Annotated in this window: 15 protein-coding genes; 11 read left to right on the forward strand and 4 right to left on the reverse strand. The window is 62.7% G+C overall.

From position 1 onward, the window contains the following. The first annotated feature begins 260 nt into the window (after positions 1–260). The 4 genes from OJ996_RS18890 (at position 261) to OJ996_RS18905 (ending at position 4,745) form a co-directional block, all read left to right on the forward strand. Entirely contained in the window at positions 261–758 is a 498-nt protein-coding gene (locus OJ996_RS18890; protein WP_264515215.1) for a twin-arginine translocation signal domain-containing protein, read from the forward strand. A gap of 273 nt (positions 759–1,031) precedes the next feature. Further along, positions 1,032–1,910 carry a hypothetical protein gene (locus OJ996_RS18895; RefSeq protein WP_264515216.1) on the forward strand — a complete coding sequence of 293 codons (879 nt, stop codon included), beginning with the start codon at positions 1,032–1,034 and terminating at the stop codon, positions 1,908–1,910. A 70-nt stretch (positions 1,911–1,980) separates the two neighbouring features. Continuing rightward, on the forward strand, positions 1,981–2,754 hold the full coding sequence (locus OJ996_RS18900) for a hypothetical protein (RefSeq protein ID WP_264515217.1): 774 nt from the start codon (positions 1,981–1,983) through the stop codon (positions 2,752–2,754). 56 nt (positions 2,755–2,810) lie between these two features. After that, complete coding sequence (locus OJ996_RS18905; RefSeq protein ID WP_264515218.1) at positions 2,811–4,745, forward strand: DUF3431 domain-containing protein; 1,935 nt, start codon at positions 2,811–2,813, stop codon at positions 4,743–4,745. Between the two features lie 15 nt (positions 4,746–4,760). On the opposite strand, the gene OJ996_RS18910 is transcribed toward OJ996_RS18905, so the two are convergent. Beyond that, a complete protein-coding gene (locus OJ996_RS18910) occupies positions 4,761–6,050 on the reverse strand; it encodes a glycoside hydrolase family 2 TIM barrel-domain containing protein (protein WP_264515219.1) in 1,290 nt (429 codons plus the stop codon). A gap of 165 nt (positions 6,051–6,215) precedes the next feature. Between OJ996_RS18910 and OJ996_RS18915 the strand changes: the two genes are divergently transcribed. Further along, positions 6,216–7,271, forward strand: coding sequence for a LacI family DNA-binding transcriptional regulator (locus OJ996_RS18915; protein ID WP_264515220.1), 1,056 nt, complete (start codon positions 6,216–6,218; stop codon positions 7,269–7,271). A 49-nt stretch (positions 7,272–7,320) separates the two neighbouring features. Next, positions 7,321–7,839, forward strand: a complete 519-nt coding sequence (locus OJ996_RS18920) for a DUF1294 domain-containing protein (protein WP_264515221.1) — start codon at positions 7,321–7,323, stop codon at positions 7,837–7,839. A 58-nt stretch (positions 7,840–7,897) separates the two neighbouring features. Here OJ996_RS18920 and OJ996_RS18925 read toward each other — a convergent pair whose 3' ends face one another. Both OJ996_RS18925 and OJ996_RS18930 read right to left on the reverse strand, forming a co-directional pair. Further along, the gene (locus OJ996_RS18925; protein WP_264515223.1) at positions 7,898–9,211 is read right to left on the reverse strand and encodes a hypothetical protein; all 1,314 of its coding nucleotides are present in this window, start codon (positions 9,209–9,211) and stop codon (positions 7,898–7,900) included. Then, positions 9,201–10,409: a hypothetical protein gene (locus tag OJ996_RS18930; protein ID WP_264515224.1), complete on the reverse strand. Its 1,209-nt coding sequence runs from the start codon at positions 10,407–10,409 to the stop codon at positions 9,201–9,203. The genes OJ996_RS18925 and OJ996_RS18930 overlap by 11 nt, the downstream gene beginning before the upstream one ends. A 152-nt stretch (positions 10,410–10,561) precedes the next feature. Between OJ996_RS18930 and OJ996_RS18935 the strand changes: the two genes are divergently transcribed. Genes OJ996_RS18935 through OJ996_RS18950 form a run of 4 tightly spaced genes read left to right on the forward strand, consistent with a single transcriptional unit; the run spans position 10,562 to position 13,067 of the window. Beyond that, on the forward strand, positions 10,562–10,897 hold the full coding sequence (locus OJ996_RS18935; protein WP_264515225.1) for a hypothetical protein: 336 nt from the start codon (positions 10,562–10,564) through the stop codon (positions 10,895–10,897). Between the two features lie 54 nt (positions 10,898–10,951). Continuing rightward, positions 10,952–11,692, forward strand: coding sequence for an AraC family transcriptional regulator (locus tag OJ996_RS18940; protein ID WP_264515226.1), 741 nt, complete (start codon positions 10,952–10,954; stop codon positions 11,690–11,692). Next, positions 11,689–12,261, forward strand: a complete 573-nt coding sequence (gene nadD, locus OJ996_RS18945) for a nicotinate (nicotinamide) nucleotide adenylyltransferase (protein ID WP_264515227.1) — start codon at positions 11,689–11,691, stop codon at positions 12,259–12,261. The genes OJ996_RS18940 and nadD overlap by 4 nt, the downstream gene beginning before the upstream one ends. 56 nt (positions 12,262–12,317) lie before the next feature. After that, the gene (locus tag OJ996_RS18950) at positions 12,318–13,067 is read left to right on the forward strand and encodes a tetratricopeptide repeat protein (protein ID WP_264515228.1); all 750 of its coding nucleotides are present in this window, start codon (positions 12,318–12,320) and stop codon (positions 13,065–13,067) included. A 206-nt stretch (positions 13,068–13,273) separates the two neighbouring features. Here OJ996_RS18950 and OJ996_RS18955 read toward each other — a convergent pair whose 3' ends face one another. Then, a complete protein-coding gene (locus tag OJ996_RS18955; RefSeq protein WP_264515229.1) occupies positions 13,274–13,600 on the reverse strand; it encodes a hypothetical protein in 327 nt (108 codons plus the stop codon). A gap of 184 nt (positions 13,601–13,784) precedes the next feature. On the opposite strand from OJ996_RS18955, the gene OJ996_RS18960 reads away from it, so the two are divergent. After that, a complete protein-coding gene (locus OJ996_RS18960) occupies positions 13,785–17,471 on the forward strand; it encodes a PQQ-dependent sugar dehydrogenase (RefSeq protein ID WP_264515230.1) in 3,687 nt (1,228 codons plus the stop codon). The last annotated feature ends 76 nt before the right edge of the window (positions 17,472–17,547 follow it).

Consider the following 17,547-nt stretch of genomic DNA (forward strand, 5'->3'; position numbering starts at 1 on the left):
GAGATTGACCACCTACAATCAACTCACGCTTTAACAGGACACGGAACAAACCCGACCCATCGAGACCAACCTCAAAATCAGACACAACAACAAGCAACCACCTGACAACCAATACACAGCATCAGAAATTAGAACTCATAAGAATCGATACAACGATAAATTGAGTCGTGATTTTCTGATTTCTGTACACACAAAATACTTGCCGACTAACAGCCACATAGAGTTTTTATCAGAAGCTCTAAAGCATAACTACCAACCCAATGAACGATCCTAAGATCCCCTCCAGTTCGCTCACTCGTCGCGGCTTCATGAAGAACTCGGCGCTGACCGTTGGCGCCATCACCATGCTTTCCCAAGGAATCGCCCTCGCCACCAATGGCAGCGGCACCAGCGGAAGCGGAGCAAAGGAAACCGTCCTCTCAAGAGAGGAGTATGAGGTCACTATCGACGGCGACGTCCACCTCGAAGACAATGAGAACCCCCGGCCCACACCGGAGAATTACTCGACGAATTCAAATTATGTCGGAGACAAGGATAAAGCCGAAAGATCTTGGCCGGAGAACAAGACTCCGACATCAAGCAATGCGCTCCTCGTCGATAATGACTACATAGAGGTTGACTCCCCCGCCCCGACCCCCACAAAAACGATAACCACCAACCCATCAATCGACGATACAGCGCCGCAGATCATCTCAAGCGGGGCGAACGGCTGGCATTTCCGCTGGGTGTTCAGGTCGGTTGTTACTTACAGCTACTAATTGACTAGACCGGCCATGAAGTCACACCTCCGATTTCTTCTTCTCGCCTTGCTCCCTCTCGTCTCATGCAGCGAGCAAAAGGGGGAAGCCACGACGGAAACAAAGAAGAGGCCGGACGGAGTGACGGAGAGGCGCGACGAGCCCAATAAACCCGAAATCGGCAAAACGCATCGGGACAAGGCTCCGGGTGATGCGAGCGAGAATTTGCTAAAAGACCTGCTCGCTCATTCGGGGCCACCTTCCAAGGATCAGAAACGTTCCGGGATCGCCCTGATGAGATCGGGAGATATCGAAACCTGCAAGAGGGCGCTTGAGTCAATGCCGGTCGGCCCCTTCTACGAGACACTCCTCGGCGAGTTCGCCGATCGCTACTCGAAAGAAGACCTCGGCGCGTCCATCGAATGGTTGAAGGGCCTTCCTCAAGAGGGACATCTGCAAAAGGGATACTCATTGATCGGAAGGAATGCAGCACTGGACCCCGTTTTGGCTGAAAGCTTCCTCCGCTCTGTCTCCGATCAGGGACTGAAGGACGAGTTCTCGGCAGGATATCTGCTCGGCTTGTCACAGCAGCAGGATTCCCGAGCTCTCAAGGGCCTTCTCGCTGATCCCCAGAGGATCGCGGCGCTCGGGCTCAATCAGGACATCATCTTCAGCTCGATCGTGTCCGGCGGAGCTTCGCAAACCAGCGTGGACCAATCGCTTGAGATCGTTGGGCTTCTGATGCAAGGGGGAATCGTGCCGAAAGGAAGTATCGGTGATTCGGCCATCCGGCAAGTGGCTACGAAGGATCCCGCCGCTGCCGCTGCCTACCTGTCCGCCAACAAGGAACTCCCCAATATCAACCGAATTGCCGAACCGGCCTTGGAGGCGTGGGGAAATACGAGCCCCATCGAAGCAGCCCGATGGCTCGAATCCCAAGAGGGCACGGTTCGTGACGCGGGCGCGGCGGGTTTGGCGAAAGCGGTGGCACGTACGGAACCGCAATCCGCCGTGGTCTGGGCGATCTCGATCACCGATCCGGCTCTAAGAGCCTCCACTCTAAACCAAATCGCCTCCCGCTCGAAGTTTGAGCGCGAGCAAATCCGGAGCATCATTCAGAACGCCGAGTTCGATCAGGAAACCAAGGACTCTTATCTTGGCATCTTCAAATGAAGGCACGGCGAAATGCCCTCTTGGCACTCGTCTCGGGCTGCCTTCCATCTCTCGCTCTTTCCACCCCCACATGCCTCCGAAAGTTCTCTTCTACACCATCGCCATCGATCGGGATCAACTCCAAGTCTATCGACAACAGGCCAGGATGCTGGTCGCTAGCCTCAAGCGCTGCGGCTTCGAAGGCGACATGAAGATACTTCACAACGGCACCTCGCCGATCTTCGACTATCCCCAGAAGAATGTCGAGGAGATCGGAATCGACACCCCTCTTTCGCTCGAGAATTGCTTCAAGTCCAAATATGTCGCACGACACCTGCTTTCTACCGAGGGCTACGATTGGGTGATGTTCCTCGATTGCGACTTCATCATCAACTCGAAGATCGATGATTGGTTCACCGGGCCCGAGATCATCCGCTACGCCTGCGAACCCAACCGGTGCATCAGCTTGCCGCAGTTCAACACCTACCTGTCCGAATCCGAGGGCAGGGACTTGGCCGCACCCGGCGTGAACAGCGGATCCTTCATTATCAAGGGCGAGTATTTCAACGCCGTGATGGAAGAGTGGGAGCGTATCGATGAACAGATCCCCTATAGCAGGAAATGGGGGGACCAACCCGCTTGGAACCGCCTGCTGTTGGATACCACCTATCAGACCAAGGAGATCTCCAATCCCCCTATCACTTTCTATTATGATCAACCCTCGTTCATGGAAGTGATGCGCGCGCCTGCCATGCACTTCTGCGGCTGCGGGAACGGAGAGAAGGTCCTCGCGATGCAGGCGAAGTTCATCACCCATTTCCACACCGACGACGAGGGCACGCTCATGAGACTGCTAGAGCGCTAGCCCCCCAAGGCCCCGGCAACACCGGACCACGGAACCTTTTTCAATCGAATGCCCAAATGAGTTGGACGGATATTTTTCCGGTTTTTACGGACGAACAGGTCGAAGAGTTCCAGCAGAAGGCGACCCCCGAGGATCATGCCCTGCTTGAGGAATGGTGCGGTGTCGCCGAGATCATCAATCCGCGGGAAGGCCGCCATCTCGTGGCTGCCAGCCTCTTCTGGAAGAACAGCACCACAGCGGAAGGAGATCTGCCTCCGATCTCCCGGGAGCTGATGAAGGACGCCCGGAAGCAGGGCTTGGTTTCGCGCTTCGCCCCTTGGGACCACTACGTCCAGCCCCTGATCGATGGCGCAAAGTCGCTGGGAGCCGATCGTCCCGATGTCGTCTTCCGGGTTTATCTCGCAGCGGATCTGCGGTTCCTCGTCGAGGACCTCGTGTCCGCTGGCTGCGAGGTCTTTCTGATGAAGGGCTCCTCCCTCCGCCATAATCCCGGCGCAATGTGGCGTTTCCTCGCCATCGAAGAGGGAGAGGATCGTTTGATTACCATTACGGATTCGGATCGCGCACCGATGGTGATTCACGATATCGTCCGCACGGAGGAAATCCTCTCATCCGGTCTGGGCCTGTGGCGGGCTCCGTATGTCTACGGCGGAGTAGCGAACAACGATGACCCCGGCTTCTACCGGACCATGAACGCCTGTCACTTCGGGGTTCGTGGCGGCCGTCCCATCGGCTTGCTCATGAGGGCGTTCCTGTGGCACTCGAGCAAGGAAACCATGCCCTGCCAATGTACTATCCAGAACGGCGAGGCAACCGTGCATCTTCCGATCTTCGGCAGCAACTGGCCGTCTTATGGCTTCGACGAATGGTTTCTCAATGCAGCGGTCTACCCGCGCTGGGCAGAAACCGGGGTGGCTACTTTTTATCCGGCCATCGGGGCGGGTCCTTCACCGAGTCACTGGTTCACGCTCGACATCGAATACGTGACTTGGGCCAACCCGGCAAGCGAGGTCATCTATTTCGGGCAACCCAGCCGCATCTCCGCCTTGCTCAAGCAGCGCCATCCGAAGGCTGCTGAAAGCCCGATCCTGGACAGGCTGAGGAAAAGCAAGCTGGCCTCGCGGCGGAATCTTATCCCGGAGCCCGCCCGGGAATGGGAGAAAGGTCGAGCTACCCTTGCAGTGGCACGCTATCGGGAAGACCTCGAATGGCTGCTCGAGGTTCCGGAGGACATCACCATCGCGGTCTACAACAAAGGCCCCGAGATCTCCGACCCGCGCCTGCTGGAGCGGATCAACCACCTGCAGGTCCTGCCCAACCGCGGTCGGGAGGCGGACACCTATCTGCATCATCTGCAATCTTACCCTCACGACAGCGGCGAGAACTGGACCATCTTCGTCCAAGGCGATCCATTCCCGCACAGTCCTAACTTCTTGGCATTGCTTCGTCACCGCGACGCATGGAAGGACGTCCAGGCGCTCACCGGCATGTATAAGGATGATAACCACACGCCTCCTTGGCTTCTGAGAGAATTACAGGATGACGAATGGATTCGGGGTCTGGCCGTTCGAACCGAGTATAGCAGCGCCCGCTCCTTGGGAAACATGAGCTGGAACGACGGAGAGGGTGCCTACCGCTGTTTTCAAGATTATGCAGACTTCTACAACTTACCGCGGGGCTGGAGCCTGACGGGACATTTCGTCGAGAAATGCGGCTTAGTTCCCATCGCTGAGGAAGCATGGCGGGCCGTGGTGGTGCGGTACGCCTATGCCGCCATCTTCGCGGTCAAGAACTCCCAGTTGGGACTGATTCCCAAACACAGGATTGAAGCCATGCGGGAAATGACATGGGAACACTACTCGATCGGCTTCATGTTCGAACGAATGTGGCTTCATCTTTTCGGTCTCCCCTTCCTCACGGAGTCAGCGCTCTTCGGATTCGAACAGCAGGAGAAGTTCCGCAAGCCCGGGGAAGAGCTTGCCCTCTCCTGAAGACCGGAGCCCACCTTACTTCACCAGGAAGGGAATGTTCTCCGCGCTGGCGGCGTCCTTGCCATCCCGCACGTAGAGGAAGAGGCGGTAGGCGCCCTTCTCCTGCGGGGCGGTGAACTTCCATGCCTTCTCGCCCGCGGCTTCCATGGCCAGCGGCTTCTCCTCGGGAGCGCGTTCGTGGTCGCCGCCCTCCTTGCGGTCGGTAGACTCCGGGGCGATGCGCCAGTCGAGGTTCACCTCGTCGCCGTTCGGATCGGCCACATCGAGCTTCACCTCCACCGCTTGGCCCGGAGCCACGGAGGAGGCGAGTGCGGGCGCGCTGAAGGCCTCGATGCGCGGGCAGCGGTTCGCGGGCCACTCGCCGGTCCATGCGCGGGAGACGGCATCGACCGCGGGAAGCTTCTCGCCGGACTTCAGGAACATGCCATACCACGTGGAGGTGGTCTCCTGCTTCTGGCCCCAGAGGAAAGCGAAGGTGCCGACGCAGAGCCCGGCGGATTCCTCCGCGACCAACTGCTGGGTGGCAAAGTACTTGGCGGCCTTCTCGCGGCTGCTCGGCTCGATCGGCGCATTCCACGGCGTGTGCGGGACCTCCCAGTGGCCGGAGGGACCGAATTCCGTGAGTGCGAAGGGCTTGTCCCAGCCCGCATCCTTCACCTGCTTGCCCGCACCGGAGGCGGAGGCATAGGCATTCACGCCGAGGATATCGATGCTCGGGCAGTGATCCTTCACGCCCTTCACCTTGGCAGGCGCGGCCCCGGCGACGACGGTCATGACGAGGCGCGTGGGGTCCTCTTCCTTCACGATCTTCGCCAGCGCCTCGATCTCCTTCCAAATCCGGCTGTCCTGGCCGTTCGCGGTGGGGCCTTCCATCTCGTTGCCCAGCCCCCAGATACCGATGGAGGACTCGTGCTTCCACTTCGCGATGGAAGCGCGGATCTGCTCGCGCTGCTTCTGCACCTGAGCGGGATCCGAGTAGTTGAAGCCGTGCCGCTCATGGGCCACCCAGAGCCCCGCGACGATGGTGAGATTGTGCTTCTTGGCCCGCTCGGTGAGCGGCAGCCCGTCGTGCGTGGCCGTGAGCGCGTCGATGCCCCAAGTGCGGATCGCATTCCCGCCGCTGGCTTGCAGCACGTCCAGATGCTCGTGACCGCCGGCCCCGCGGAGGAAGAAAGGCTTGCCATCCCGGACCAGCTCCCAGCCGCCGGAGGACTTCCGCTGCATGGTGATCGGCCCGCCTTGCGCGAGGGCCGTGGCGGAGAGATCGAGGAAGGTCAGGGCGGCGAGTATCAGGGGAAGCTTCATGCGTCGGGGCGGATTACGGGGTCTTGTTGCATAAAATTACAACAATTATCCCTCGGGATGGGCAAGCGGATGCCACGAAAGCCGCTTGTCCGACAGGAGGCGGTTCTTGCCAGCGTGGCGGGAGGGGTTCATGCTGCCGCGAGTCCTTGAGAAACAACCCGCGAAGTGACTGACGTAAACCAACAATTGATTGCCGACCGCCTGGGCATTTCCCGGGCCACGGTTTCGCGCTGCTTCACGAACCACGCGGGCATCAGTCCGGTGACGCGGGCGAAGGTCTTCCAGATCGCGGCGGAGCTGGGCTACGCGCACATGGAGACGCGGACGCGGACGAAGAAGGTCTCCCCCTCCCGGATCGACCTCTGCGTGCTGATCTGCACCGAGACGAAGGAGTATTTCAGCGGCGGCTACGAGAGCCCGGGGGCCCAGATCCTGGAGGGTGTCTCCGAGTACGCACAATTGCACGGCGCGCGGGTGGAGATGCACCTGGTCCCCCCCGCGGTGGACAGCTTCGACCACCCGGAACTGCAGCGGATCACCAGCCTGTCCAAGCGGCGGACCAGCGGCGTGCTGCTCATCTACCCCTTCCCGGAGAAGGTGATCGAGGGTCTGGCCGAGCGCTTCCCGATCGTCTCGCTGGTGGACCAGTATGAGCACAACGCGATCGATTGCGTGGACGTGGACCACTACCACGGGGTCTCGGAGCTGGTGGATCATCTGATGGCGGCCGGTCACCGTCGGATCGGTTTCTACACGCGCAAGTATCAGGTGGAAGCCGGCTGGTCCTTCCGCCGCTACAGCGCCTTCATCGAGAAGATGACGCGCCTGCGCCTGAAAGTCGACCCGCTGGATGTCATCGGCGTCTTCCCCCGCCCCGAGCTTGAGCTGGAGGAAAGTTTCGATGCCGCCGCCGAGCGGACCAAGGCAGGCGTGACCGCATGGATCTGCGCGGCGGACCACCAGGCCTACGACCTCATTCTCGGGCTGAAGAAGCGCGGGCTGAAGGTCCCGGCGGATGTCTCCGTGACCGGCTTCGACGGGATCGAGCGCCGCGGCAACCGCCCGGCCCTGACCACCATCGAGATCCCCTTCCGGGAGATCGGCGGCAGCGGCACGCAGCGGCTCGCGGCACGACTGAAGAAGCGCTTCCACCAGTCCCAGCACGTCTACATCTCCGGCCGCCTCCGCGAGGGGAATACCGTGGGCCCGGCGCGGCTCTGATCCGGGACCGGCTTCACAAAACCGGCCCCGCATGTTAGGAGGCCGGGAGATGAGTCGTTCTCCTCACCCGCCGCCACGGGGCCACCGGTCCCGCCGGGATGGCCGCGGGCGCGAGGAACAGCGGCCACCCGCCCGCCCCGGACAGGTCCTGCCGGATGGCAGGCGCAGGGGCCTGAGACTCGGGAACTGGCTCGCCTTCTTGCTCCTGATCGCGCTGCCGTGCCGCGCCTTGTTCGAGCTGGCCCGCTTGGTCGATTGGCGGATCCTCTCCTTCGGCCCGATCTGCCTCACCGCCGCGTCCTTCTTCCTCTACCGCCACGACAAGCTGCAGGCACAGGCGGGCGGCTGGCGGATCCCGGAGACCACGCTGCACTTCATCGACCTGATCGGCGGCTGGCCCGGGGGATTTCTGGCGCAGCGGGAGTATCGGCACAAGACGGCGAAGGGCTCCTTCCAGTTCATCTTCTGGATGACGGTGGCGCTGCATCAGTTCCTCGCACTCGATTCGCTGCTGGCATGGCGATTTACAAAGGAGCTGCTGAGGCGGTTTACGAGCGGGGGCGAGTGATTGTCCGCGAGCCGGGCGACATGAGCCTCGCGGTCCGGAGTGAAGGATTTTCCGGCACCTAGTCGCCAAGAAGCTGACGGTCGGCGGGCGGTAGCGATTCCAGCCACTTGCCAGCGGCAGCAGGGTCCGCGTTCTTCCAGAAGTCCCGTAGTACGATGAGTGCCGTAGTTCGCGTCTCGGAATCGGAGATACCGGAGCTAAGGCGGACCGCATCCTCGAAACATCTCATCCCGGCCAAGGAACGAATGCCGCGCTCATGGAACTGGTCGCGCAATTGACCTTCCGGCAAGCGCCCGATCCAGCCGATCATCTCCTCCCGGCGGGACTGCATCGCATTCGCGACCGTATTTCCCGCCGCCTCCGGGATCGAGTCGATGCCTGGATTCCGTTCCAGCCAAGCGTCGAAAGCGGTCGCGGGAGAACTGCCCGCCTGCCGGGAAAGGACGATGCCATCGAGCTCGCGCCGCTCCTCTTCACCGAGGTGTTCCGCCGACTGGATGCGACCGAGGGCCGCCTCCGGATCCTTCGCGGCAAGGTCCATGAAGAGCCACTTCTCGGCTTCGCTCATCTTACCTTCCGGCGTGAACTCACGGGCCATCGCTAAGAGCCCGTCGACCGGCAGATTTTGCTCGGCGGCGGCGGACACCAGCGTAGGCAGGAGGCTACTCCTGTCATTTGCGCCCAGAAGAGGCAGCTCCTTTTCCACGAGGGCAAAGTGCGACTTGGCCAGGTCGCGGAAGAGATTCGACCGCATGGGGCCGCGATACTGTTCCAAGTCACCCGGCAGATCTTCCTGTCGCAGCCAGGCAAGCGCTGCGGCCGGAGCGACTTCCCCCCAAGCACCGAGGGCGCGGGCGCGGACCAGATGGTCGATGCGATGGCCCACCGAACAGCCGGCCACCGCTCCGGGACCGTCCTTCACGGCCCAGGCCTTCACGATCTCCAAGCGCAGGAAGGTATGGGAAGGAAGGCCGCCCATGGGTGGGACCTCATGCAGAAAGGCCTTCAAATCTTCCGCATCGAGGGTAGCGAGCAGTCGATGCGTCTCATCATCCAGCTCCCAGTTTAGTCCGTACTCGGAGTGAACCATCCAAAGGCGCTTCACCTGTTCCTTCACGGCGGCGACCCGGCGAGCCCGGGCCTCCGGGGGTTCACTCCTGCGGCCATGCGAGTGAGGATGGATGGCCTGCTTGTCGGCAGGTAAACGGTCCACGACCGAGGATGAGGAAGTTTTCTTCCCGATGCCATTGTCAGACGGCGATCCCGCAACGCCATCCACGGAAAGACCTCCGCCGATCCATGCGGCAATGCCGAAGACAATGAGCGCGATGCCGCTCCGGAGCAGGAACTGCCGCGAGGATCTACTCTTCATCGGGAGCGGGCTCGTTGACAAAGGCTGCGACATCCGGCGTGGCACGGGCAAGCCAGCGCGCAGCGGCTTCCGGGTCGATCGCTTGAAGCCGGGAATGGTTGGCGCGGATTCTTTCGCCCATCCGCGCCCGGCTTTCCGCATAGGAGTATCCGGAACTGAGAGAGAGCTTCATTTGATCCATGGCGCTCTCGAGCAAGGCGGCCGGTCGGTCCTGGCGGGCGAGCCAGTCGCTGGCGGCATCTGGGTCGCCCTGCTGCCAGAGATAGAGGACGTAGCCGCGATCCCCCGGGGTGCCGAGGCCGGGATTGGCATCGAGCCAAGCGACGGTCTCCGCGATGTTCTCCCGGGCACAAGCTTGCAAGCTTTTCGAGCGCGCCGTCTCCCGGGCTTCGGCGGTGAAAGGCAAGGCTTCGATGAGGTCGAGCGACTCACGGGGCGAACGACGCTCGGCGGCACTCGCCATGGTCTCCGCGGCGAGCAGGCGGTCCTCTTCGCCAGCGTTCGTCAACAAGGCGAAACACTCGGCCCGGCCGGTTTCGCTGGCGGCATGCGATCGGGCGAGGAGCATCACGAATTGGCGGCGTATCCCCTCGGGCAGGTTCCCGGCCTCCGCGCAAGCGGTGGCAAGGGGCTTCTGCAAGAGCACGGCGGCACGGACGCGGTCGAGCCGGTTGGAATCAATGGCCTCCGGATGAGCGAGCGCCCAGCGCGTGGCGGCAACCTGATCCCGCAGCATCCAGGAATTGAAGAGGCTGGGCAGGGTGAATTCATTGGGCCCACCCTGTCGGCTCAGGAGGCTATCGAGCGCAGGCTGAGGATCGAGTTCGGCCCAGCGGGCGAGCAGCATGGAGGCCACCGGATTGGGCGGATCCAATTGGAGCGGATCACCCGCGATCCGGAGGCCTTCCTGCACTTGTTCCAAGGAGAAGCCGCGGATGCGTTTCCACGCGGGGATGCGGGTGGCGTTCTGGGGATTCCTGGATGTCTGCTCGATGAGTTCGCGGACGAGGGTGGCGGTGTCAGGCGGTCCTTCGCGGTGCTTGGGGATGGCTGGCGCTGGAGAGGAGCGGGAGACCTCGGTAGTTTCCGTTGGCGAAATGAACTCCGTTTTGTCGTGACCATTCAGCGCGCGGCCAGCCCATGCGGAGAAAAGAGAGCCGGTGAGCAGAAAGAGGAGATAGCCGCGGGTGAGAAGCACGAGTCGGAGACATAAGTGCTAAGGGAGCGGTGGCAGGATGGTCAAGATCGGGGGTTAGGACGGGTCGAGAAGCGCGGTGGCGGTGCGGGCGGAACCGCAGCAGGCGAGGGATTGCTTGCAACCGCGCAAGCGATCCCTTATCTGCATGGGCCATGAACGAGGGCCCGCAAGATGAGCGTTTGCTTCAGGAGATCCGCGAACTGCGCAAGGACATGGGGCGCTGGGTGCGGAACTCGCTCTTCGTGTTCTCGGGTGCCGTGCTGCTGGTCTGCCTGTTTTTCGGTAAGGACCTCTCGAAGGGCACCAAGGAATTACTCGGCGAGGCCGGCTCGGTGATCGGGGCGGGCCTGCTGCTGGTGGGCTTCCTGTATCTGGTGGGCCTGTTCTTCCAGAGCTTCTTCAATTTCCTGCGTCGCCGCCGCTACGAGCGGGAGTCCTTCGCGATTCTCTCCGGTCGCGCCCCGGGGAGCCGCCGCCGCTTGGATTGAGCTTGGCGGAGATCCTCTCTTGTCTCCCGGCGCTGCTGCCCTCTAATCAGCGGCGTGGCCATTGACGTCGCCTTCATTTCCCGGGTGGATTCGCCGCGCTTCTGCGAGCGGCTGTTCGCCGTGCTGCCCGACGTGATGTTCTGCCTGAAGGACACGGAGCGGCGCTACCGGGCGCTGAACCAGGCCTTCGTGGAGCGGATCGGCCTCAAGGACACGCGGCGGCTGATCGGCCGCTTGGCCGAGGAGTTTTTCCCGAAGGCGCTGGCTGAAACCTATCGCGAGCAGGACGACCACGTGCTGGGCACCGGCTCGGAGATCATCGACCAACTGGAACTTTCCCTGAACCGCGATGGTTCGCAGGGCTGGTATCTGGCCACGAAAGTCCCGCTGCACGACCGCAACGGCAAGATCATCGGACTGGCCTCCGTGTCCCGCGACCTGCGGGCCCCGCGCGAGGGCGATGCCGAGCTGGCGGGCGTGGCGAAGGTGGCGGAACACATCCGCGATCATCTGGACGAGCCGCTGCGGGCGGCGGAATTGGCCGCCATCGCAGGCCTCTCCCCCACCCAGCTCGAGCGCCGCATGCACCGCGTCTTCCAGCTCAGCACCACCCAATTCGTGCGCAAGAGCCGGATCGAACACGCGGCCCGCTTGCTGCGTGAAACGCCGATGGCGATCGCGGATGTGGCGCTGGAATGCGGCTACGGCGACCAGACGGCGCTCACCCGGCAGTTCCGCAGCATGGTGGGCATGCCGCCCGCGGCCTATCGCGATCACGTCCGCAAGCGGCTATGAGCGCACGGCGGATCGCCCTCTTCGGCGGCACCTTCGATCCGATTCACGAGGGTCACCTGCGGATCGCGGTGGAGGCGCAGCGGCTGTTCGCGCTGGATGAGGTGCGCTTCCTGCCCTGCCAGGTTTCCCCGCACAAGGTCGGGGTGCTCACCGCGCCTGCGGAGGAGCGCTTGGAGATGGTGCGGCTGGCGATTGCCGGGCTGCCGTGGGCCACGGTGGATTCCTACGATCTCTTCCGCCCGCAGCCGGCCTACTCCTGGCAGACGGCGGAGGAAATGGCGCGGCGCGAGCCGGAGGCGAAGCTCTTCTGGCTGATGGGCTACGACCAGTGGACCGCCCTGCCGCGCTGGCAGCACCCGGAGCGTCTGGCAGCGCAGGTGGACTTCCTCGTCTCCTCCCGTGCCGGCATCCCGGAGCCGCACCCGCAGTGGCGGATGCAGTCGCTCGCGGTGGATCACCCCGCCTCCTCGACCGCGATCCGGCAAGCAATTGCCGCCGGGGAAACGGGCCCGTGGTTGCCGCCAGCAGTCGCCGCCTACATCGCCGCGCGGGGCCTGTATAAAGGTTGAACCGTGACTTGCAGGTATCCGGACGGGCCTCTAACGTGGGCCTCATTCCCCGAGCCATGAAACCGATTTTCCGAACCCTGCTCCTCTGCCTGATCCCGCTGTCCCTGCTGCATGCGCAGGAAAAGGAGCAAGAAGCGCCCAAGCTGCCCCATGAGGTCGCCTTCCTGAACCTGCCGGAAGCCAAGCGCAAGGACTACGAAGCCAAGCTCACCGAAGCCCGCCGCCTCTTCGGCGAGAAGCGCGTCTTCGAGGCCCTCGACAAGGCCAAGGAAGCCTCGGCCATTTTCCCGGATGATCCCGGCCTGCTGAACCTCACCGGTGCTTGCCAGGTGGAGTTCCGCAACTTCGACAAGGCGATGGCCGACTTCAAGAAGGCCGATTCGCTCACCCCGGACAATCCCGAGATCGTCTTCAACATCGCCGAGCTCGAATTTGTCACCAAGAACTGGGAAGAAGCCGAGCGATCCTTCACCCGGATCTTGGTGCTCATCCCGGATACCGACAAGCTGCGCTTCCAGCTGCGCCGTCTCGGAGAGTTCAAGCTGCTTCTCGTGAAGCTGAAGCTCGATAAGGCAGGCGAGGCCGCCACCTTGGCGAAGAAGTACGATTACTTGGACGACTCCCCCTTCCCCTACTATGCGGAAGCGGCGATCCTGTTCTCCGAGGGCAAGGAGGTTGAGGCGGAAGCCGCCATGGCCCGCGCGGGACGGATCTTCCAGGATCCGAGCATCATCTCCAGCTGGCAGGACACGATGATCGAGTTCGGCTACATCAAAGGCTTCTTCGGCGGTGATGAGGGGAAGTGAAGTGCCGGGGCGGGGTTGATGACAATTTTTGACGATTACGACCGAATTCTCTGCTGGTCAAAAGCCCAGTAGTCTGGTTTAAACATACGTGAATCCTTGATCTTCAGGATTCGCATTGCCTCCCCTCCCACCCAGGGTGTCCCGTCCGTCCCTCAGATGACGGGACACCTTGGGAACCCTCTCCCGAGGGATTCTCTTTCAAGGCCTCAGAGGCCGTTCCTCCGCCGGAGCGCGCGGACTTTATCCTGCAGCAGCGAGATCCGGAGCGAGTAGCCGGCACTAAGGAGGAAGCTGGTGCCGGCGAGTGTATAAGCCAGCATCGGTTCCCAGCGGGCCAACCAGAGGACAGGGTGCTTGATCGCCGCGGCCAGCACCGCGCCGGAGAGCGCCCCGGCGATGGAAAGCGCCAGGAAACCTTGCGCCAGATCGCGGTCTTTCTCGATGCGCTCGCCGATCAAAAGGTGATCGGCCACGGAGATCGCGCCGGGATCGGGAGGATAGGCTTCGGGGAGGGAGTGCCGGTTCTCGCGCATGATGACTCGCGGAATGGTTCTGCGGGTGGATAAGGCAAGGGCGGCGGGATGGCGAGAAGGAAGGAGCCCGGCGCTTGGCAGCTGAATCCTCTTTTTCACCCCGTTTTCTCCGGATAAGCCCTGTGTTGCAAAGTGTTAGACCATTCACCTTGTCTGATTTGAAACAGGATGGAAATATCCGTCCGTGGTTTCATTGATCCCCCTTGTCGCCCGAGGGACCAAACACCGGACCGCCAGAAACGCCGCGCTGATTGCGGTGGCGATGGCGGCTGTCTCCTTCTCGGCCCCCGTTTCACACGCCGCTCTCAGCAACCCGCAGCCTGTCATCCTCCCCTCCGGCATGAGCGTGGAGCTGAAGTCGTGGCTCACCATTCCGGCGAGCAGTAGCTCCACGCCCAAGGCTCGGATCAACCATCTCAAGCCCTGCCCCGGGGATTCCCGGCTCTACTGCAACGACCTGCGGGGCAAGCTCTGGGTGATCGCCAGCACGAGCGCCACCTCGGCCAGCCAGTTCCTCGATCTCTCCGCGCACTTCCCCGGCTTCATCCATACGCCGGGGCTGGGCACAGGCTTCGCTTCCTTCGCCTTCCATCCGGAGTTCCGGCAGGCAGGGGCACCCGGCTTCGGGAAGTTCTACACCGCGCACAGCGAGAATGCCGGCAGCAGCGTGCCGGACTTCGTGGCACCGGGAACGGACGACCTCTCCCAGATGGGGATCGTCACCGAGTGGACGATGAGCAATCCGGCGGCGAACTCGATCACGACGTCCCCGGCGAACTTCACCAAGCGCGAGCTCCTGCGGATCGGCTTCCCCTATAACTTCCACGATGTGCAGGAGATCGAGTTCGATCCCACCGCCACACCGGGCGAGGAGAACTACGGCTGCCTCTTCATCTGCTTCGGCGACGGCGGATCCATCGTGCTGGATCAGCCGGGGAACATCGGCCGGATCGATTCCCCGCTCGGGGCGATCCACCGCATCACACCGGTGCTGGCGAGCGGGCAGAGCGCGGCGAACTTCACTCTCTCGGCAAACGGGAAGTATTACATCCCCTCCGGCGCGACGAATACAAACCCCTTCGTAAGCGCCGCCGATCCCACCCCGGGCGACGGCTTCCCGGTCGTGCGCGAGCTCTATGCCTATGGCTTCCGGAATCCGCACCGCATCTCCTGGGACCGCGGCGGTAGCGGGAAGATGTTCTGCGGGAACATCGGGGAGAGCACCATCGAGGAGATCGAGGTGGTCACGAAGGGCACGCATCACGGCTGGCCGCAGCGCGAGGGCGCCTACCTCTTCGACCACACGGACAAGACCCATGTCTATCCCCTGCCCGGCTCCGATCCCGTGCCCTACGTTTATCCGGTCAGCCAGTACGACCACTCGGAAGGCCGTGCCGCGGTAGCGGGAGGCTTCGTGTATCGCGGCAGTGCCATCCCCGGGCTAAAGGGCTACTATGTCTGCGGAGACATCGTGAGCGGCGACCTGCTGGTACTGCCGGAGTCCGCCATGAACCTGGCCCCCTCCACCGGCACCGGAGATACCCCCGCCCCGCCGAAGCTGCTCGGCGTGGAAACGAACGGGGTGGCCACCAGCTTCCGCTCGATGCTCGGCACCAGCCGGGCGGATCTGCGCGTGGGGCAGGACAGCGCGGGAGAGCTGTATCTCCTCTCCAAGCAGAACGGCACCATCCACCGCGTGCTCCCGGATACCACGCAGGGGAATACGCCGCCGTGGGGAGATCACGATGACTGGGCGATCCTCGGGAACATGGAGAGCGGCCAGCTCCCGGCGATGAGCCTCTCCAGCACCGGCAGTTCCGTGCAGGTGGTGAACGATCCCACGGAAGGCGCGGTGAACCGCGTGATGCGCCTGCGCTCCGCAGGCAGCACCCTGCTGAGCGCGAGCATTCCCATCCCGGCGATACCGGATGGCGGGCGCGGCACGGTCCACTTCCGCTTCTGCACCGTGGACCAGAACCACGACCACCGCTGGGGCTTGAGCGAACAAGCGGCACCGACCAGCTCCACGAGTCTGAAGGTGCAGATGCGCTCGATCTCCACCAATCCGGGCCGGATCGAAGTGAGCGATGCCAGCAGCTTCGCCTCCGCCTTCGATATCACGCCGAAGACCTGGTACTCCGTCTGGCTGCATGTGGACAATGCCAGCGGCACCACGAGCGACCGCTTCGACGTGTATGTGAAGGGCGGCGACTACGGCGTGCCCACGCTGGTAAAGACCGGGGTGAAGTTCACTGCCGGAGTTTCCTCCGCACTGCGAAGCTTCTACTGGCGGCTCGCTGCGGGGACGGAGATCTACTTCGACGACATCTATGTGGATACCGGCCATGTGAATCTCTCCGACCCGGTCGCAACAGATTGGCGCTTGGTCGATCATTTCGACGGGCCTTCTCCTCTCGATAGCTGGGAACTCCCGGCACCCGCCGCACAATCGGCCAGCATCGTGACGGAACCCACGGGCAATCGCTACCTGCGGCGCGCCGCCTCCTCGTCCGCGGCGGCGAATCCGAATGCCATCGCGGCGAAACGCCTGCCCTTCCTTACCCAGGTCAGCAAGACGCTCACCCTCTTCTTCCGCATGCGCCTGGAGGGCACGAACCTCCGGCAGAGCTTCGGGGCCAGTGCCTCCGATCCAGCGGATGCCGCGCTCTACACGGAGAACGACTTCGCCCCGCAACTGCGATTCTCGCCCGGGGGACTCTGCGATCTCTATGACGGTCCCGCAGGTACGGAGTCCTTCGTACCTGCCAGCGTGGACGCGCGGCCCTGCCCTGCCTTGCAGAGCGGCGTGTGGTACAACGTGTGGATCACCGCCTACAATGGAGGCGCGGCTTCCGGCGGACAGACATGGCGGGCCTTCGTTCAGGGCGCAGCCTTTCCCCGCCCGGTTCAACTAGGTGGCACCTATCACTTCCGCAAACAGGCGGAGATGCCCATCACCCACTTCCTCTCCATCGCGGCCACGGACAGCGGCACCGGGAATCAAGCGGTGAACATCGACGATCTGCACGCCTACGAGGGATTGAATCTGGCGAACCCGCTTGCGCCCGATTGGACACCCACCTCTGTGGAACTCGCGGGGAATAGCGCCACCCTTTCCTACCCCACTTGGCACAATCGCGCCTTCCAGCTCTTCGAGTCCTCCGATCTCGCGTCGTGGCAGCCACTGGGCCCGATCTCCGAAGGCGATAGCTCCTGGGGACACCTCACCGTGCCCATCCAGCCGCAGAAGCGCTTCTTCCGCGCCGGGGCGCTCTCGCGCCGCGACTTCCACCCCGCGAGCTGGAGCACGGACTTCAGCGGGGAGGAACTGCCGAACGGGCTCTTCCTGCTGGGCTCCGCGAGCTGGGCCCATAGCGATGGTCTGCTGACCCTGAGCGCCACCGGCTCACAGGTGGCAGGAATGGTGGCACGCCCCTGCGGCTATGCGCTCGTCCCCGGAGACTGGCGTAATACCACGCTCACCGTGCAGTCCCGCACCCTGCGCTCCTCCGGCACCACCCAGCGGGATATCGTGCTGATCTTCGGCTATGTGGATGAGACGCACTTCTACTATGCCCACATCGCCGGCACTGCGAATGGCAGCACCCAGAATGTCATCATGAAGGTGAATGGCACTACAGTTACGCCGGTGCAGACCCCCACCACACCGCCGGTGAAACTCACCTCGAATTGGCAGACCTTGCGGGTGACACATGCCGCCACCGGAGCCATCGCCGTGTTCGCGGACACTATGAGCACGCCCTTCATGACTGCGGTGGATACAGCCTATCCGCTCGGGAAAGCAGGCTTCGGCAGCTACGATGACCCGGCGGAATTCCGCTCCGTGATCGTCAGCGGGGAGAGTCCGTGAAAGCGGCGGAGCGGGACATGTCACAACGTGGCGAAAGATCGCGCTCAAGTCAGGCGAACACTGAACACCCAAACAG

The sequence above is a fragment of the Luteolibacter rhizosphaerae genome (assembly GCF_025950095.1).
Taxonomy (GTDB): Bacteria; Verrucomicrobiota; Verrucomicrobiia; order Verrucomicrobiales; family Akkermansiaceae; genus Haloferula; species Haloferula rhizosphaerae.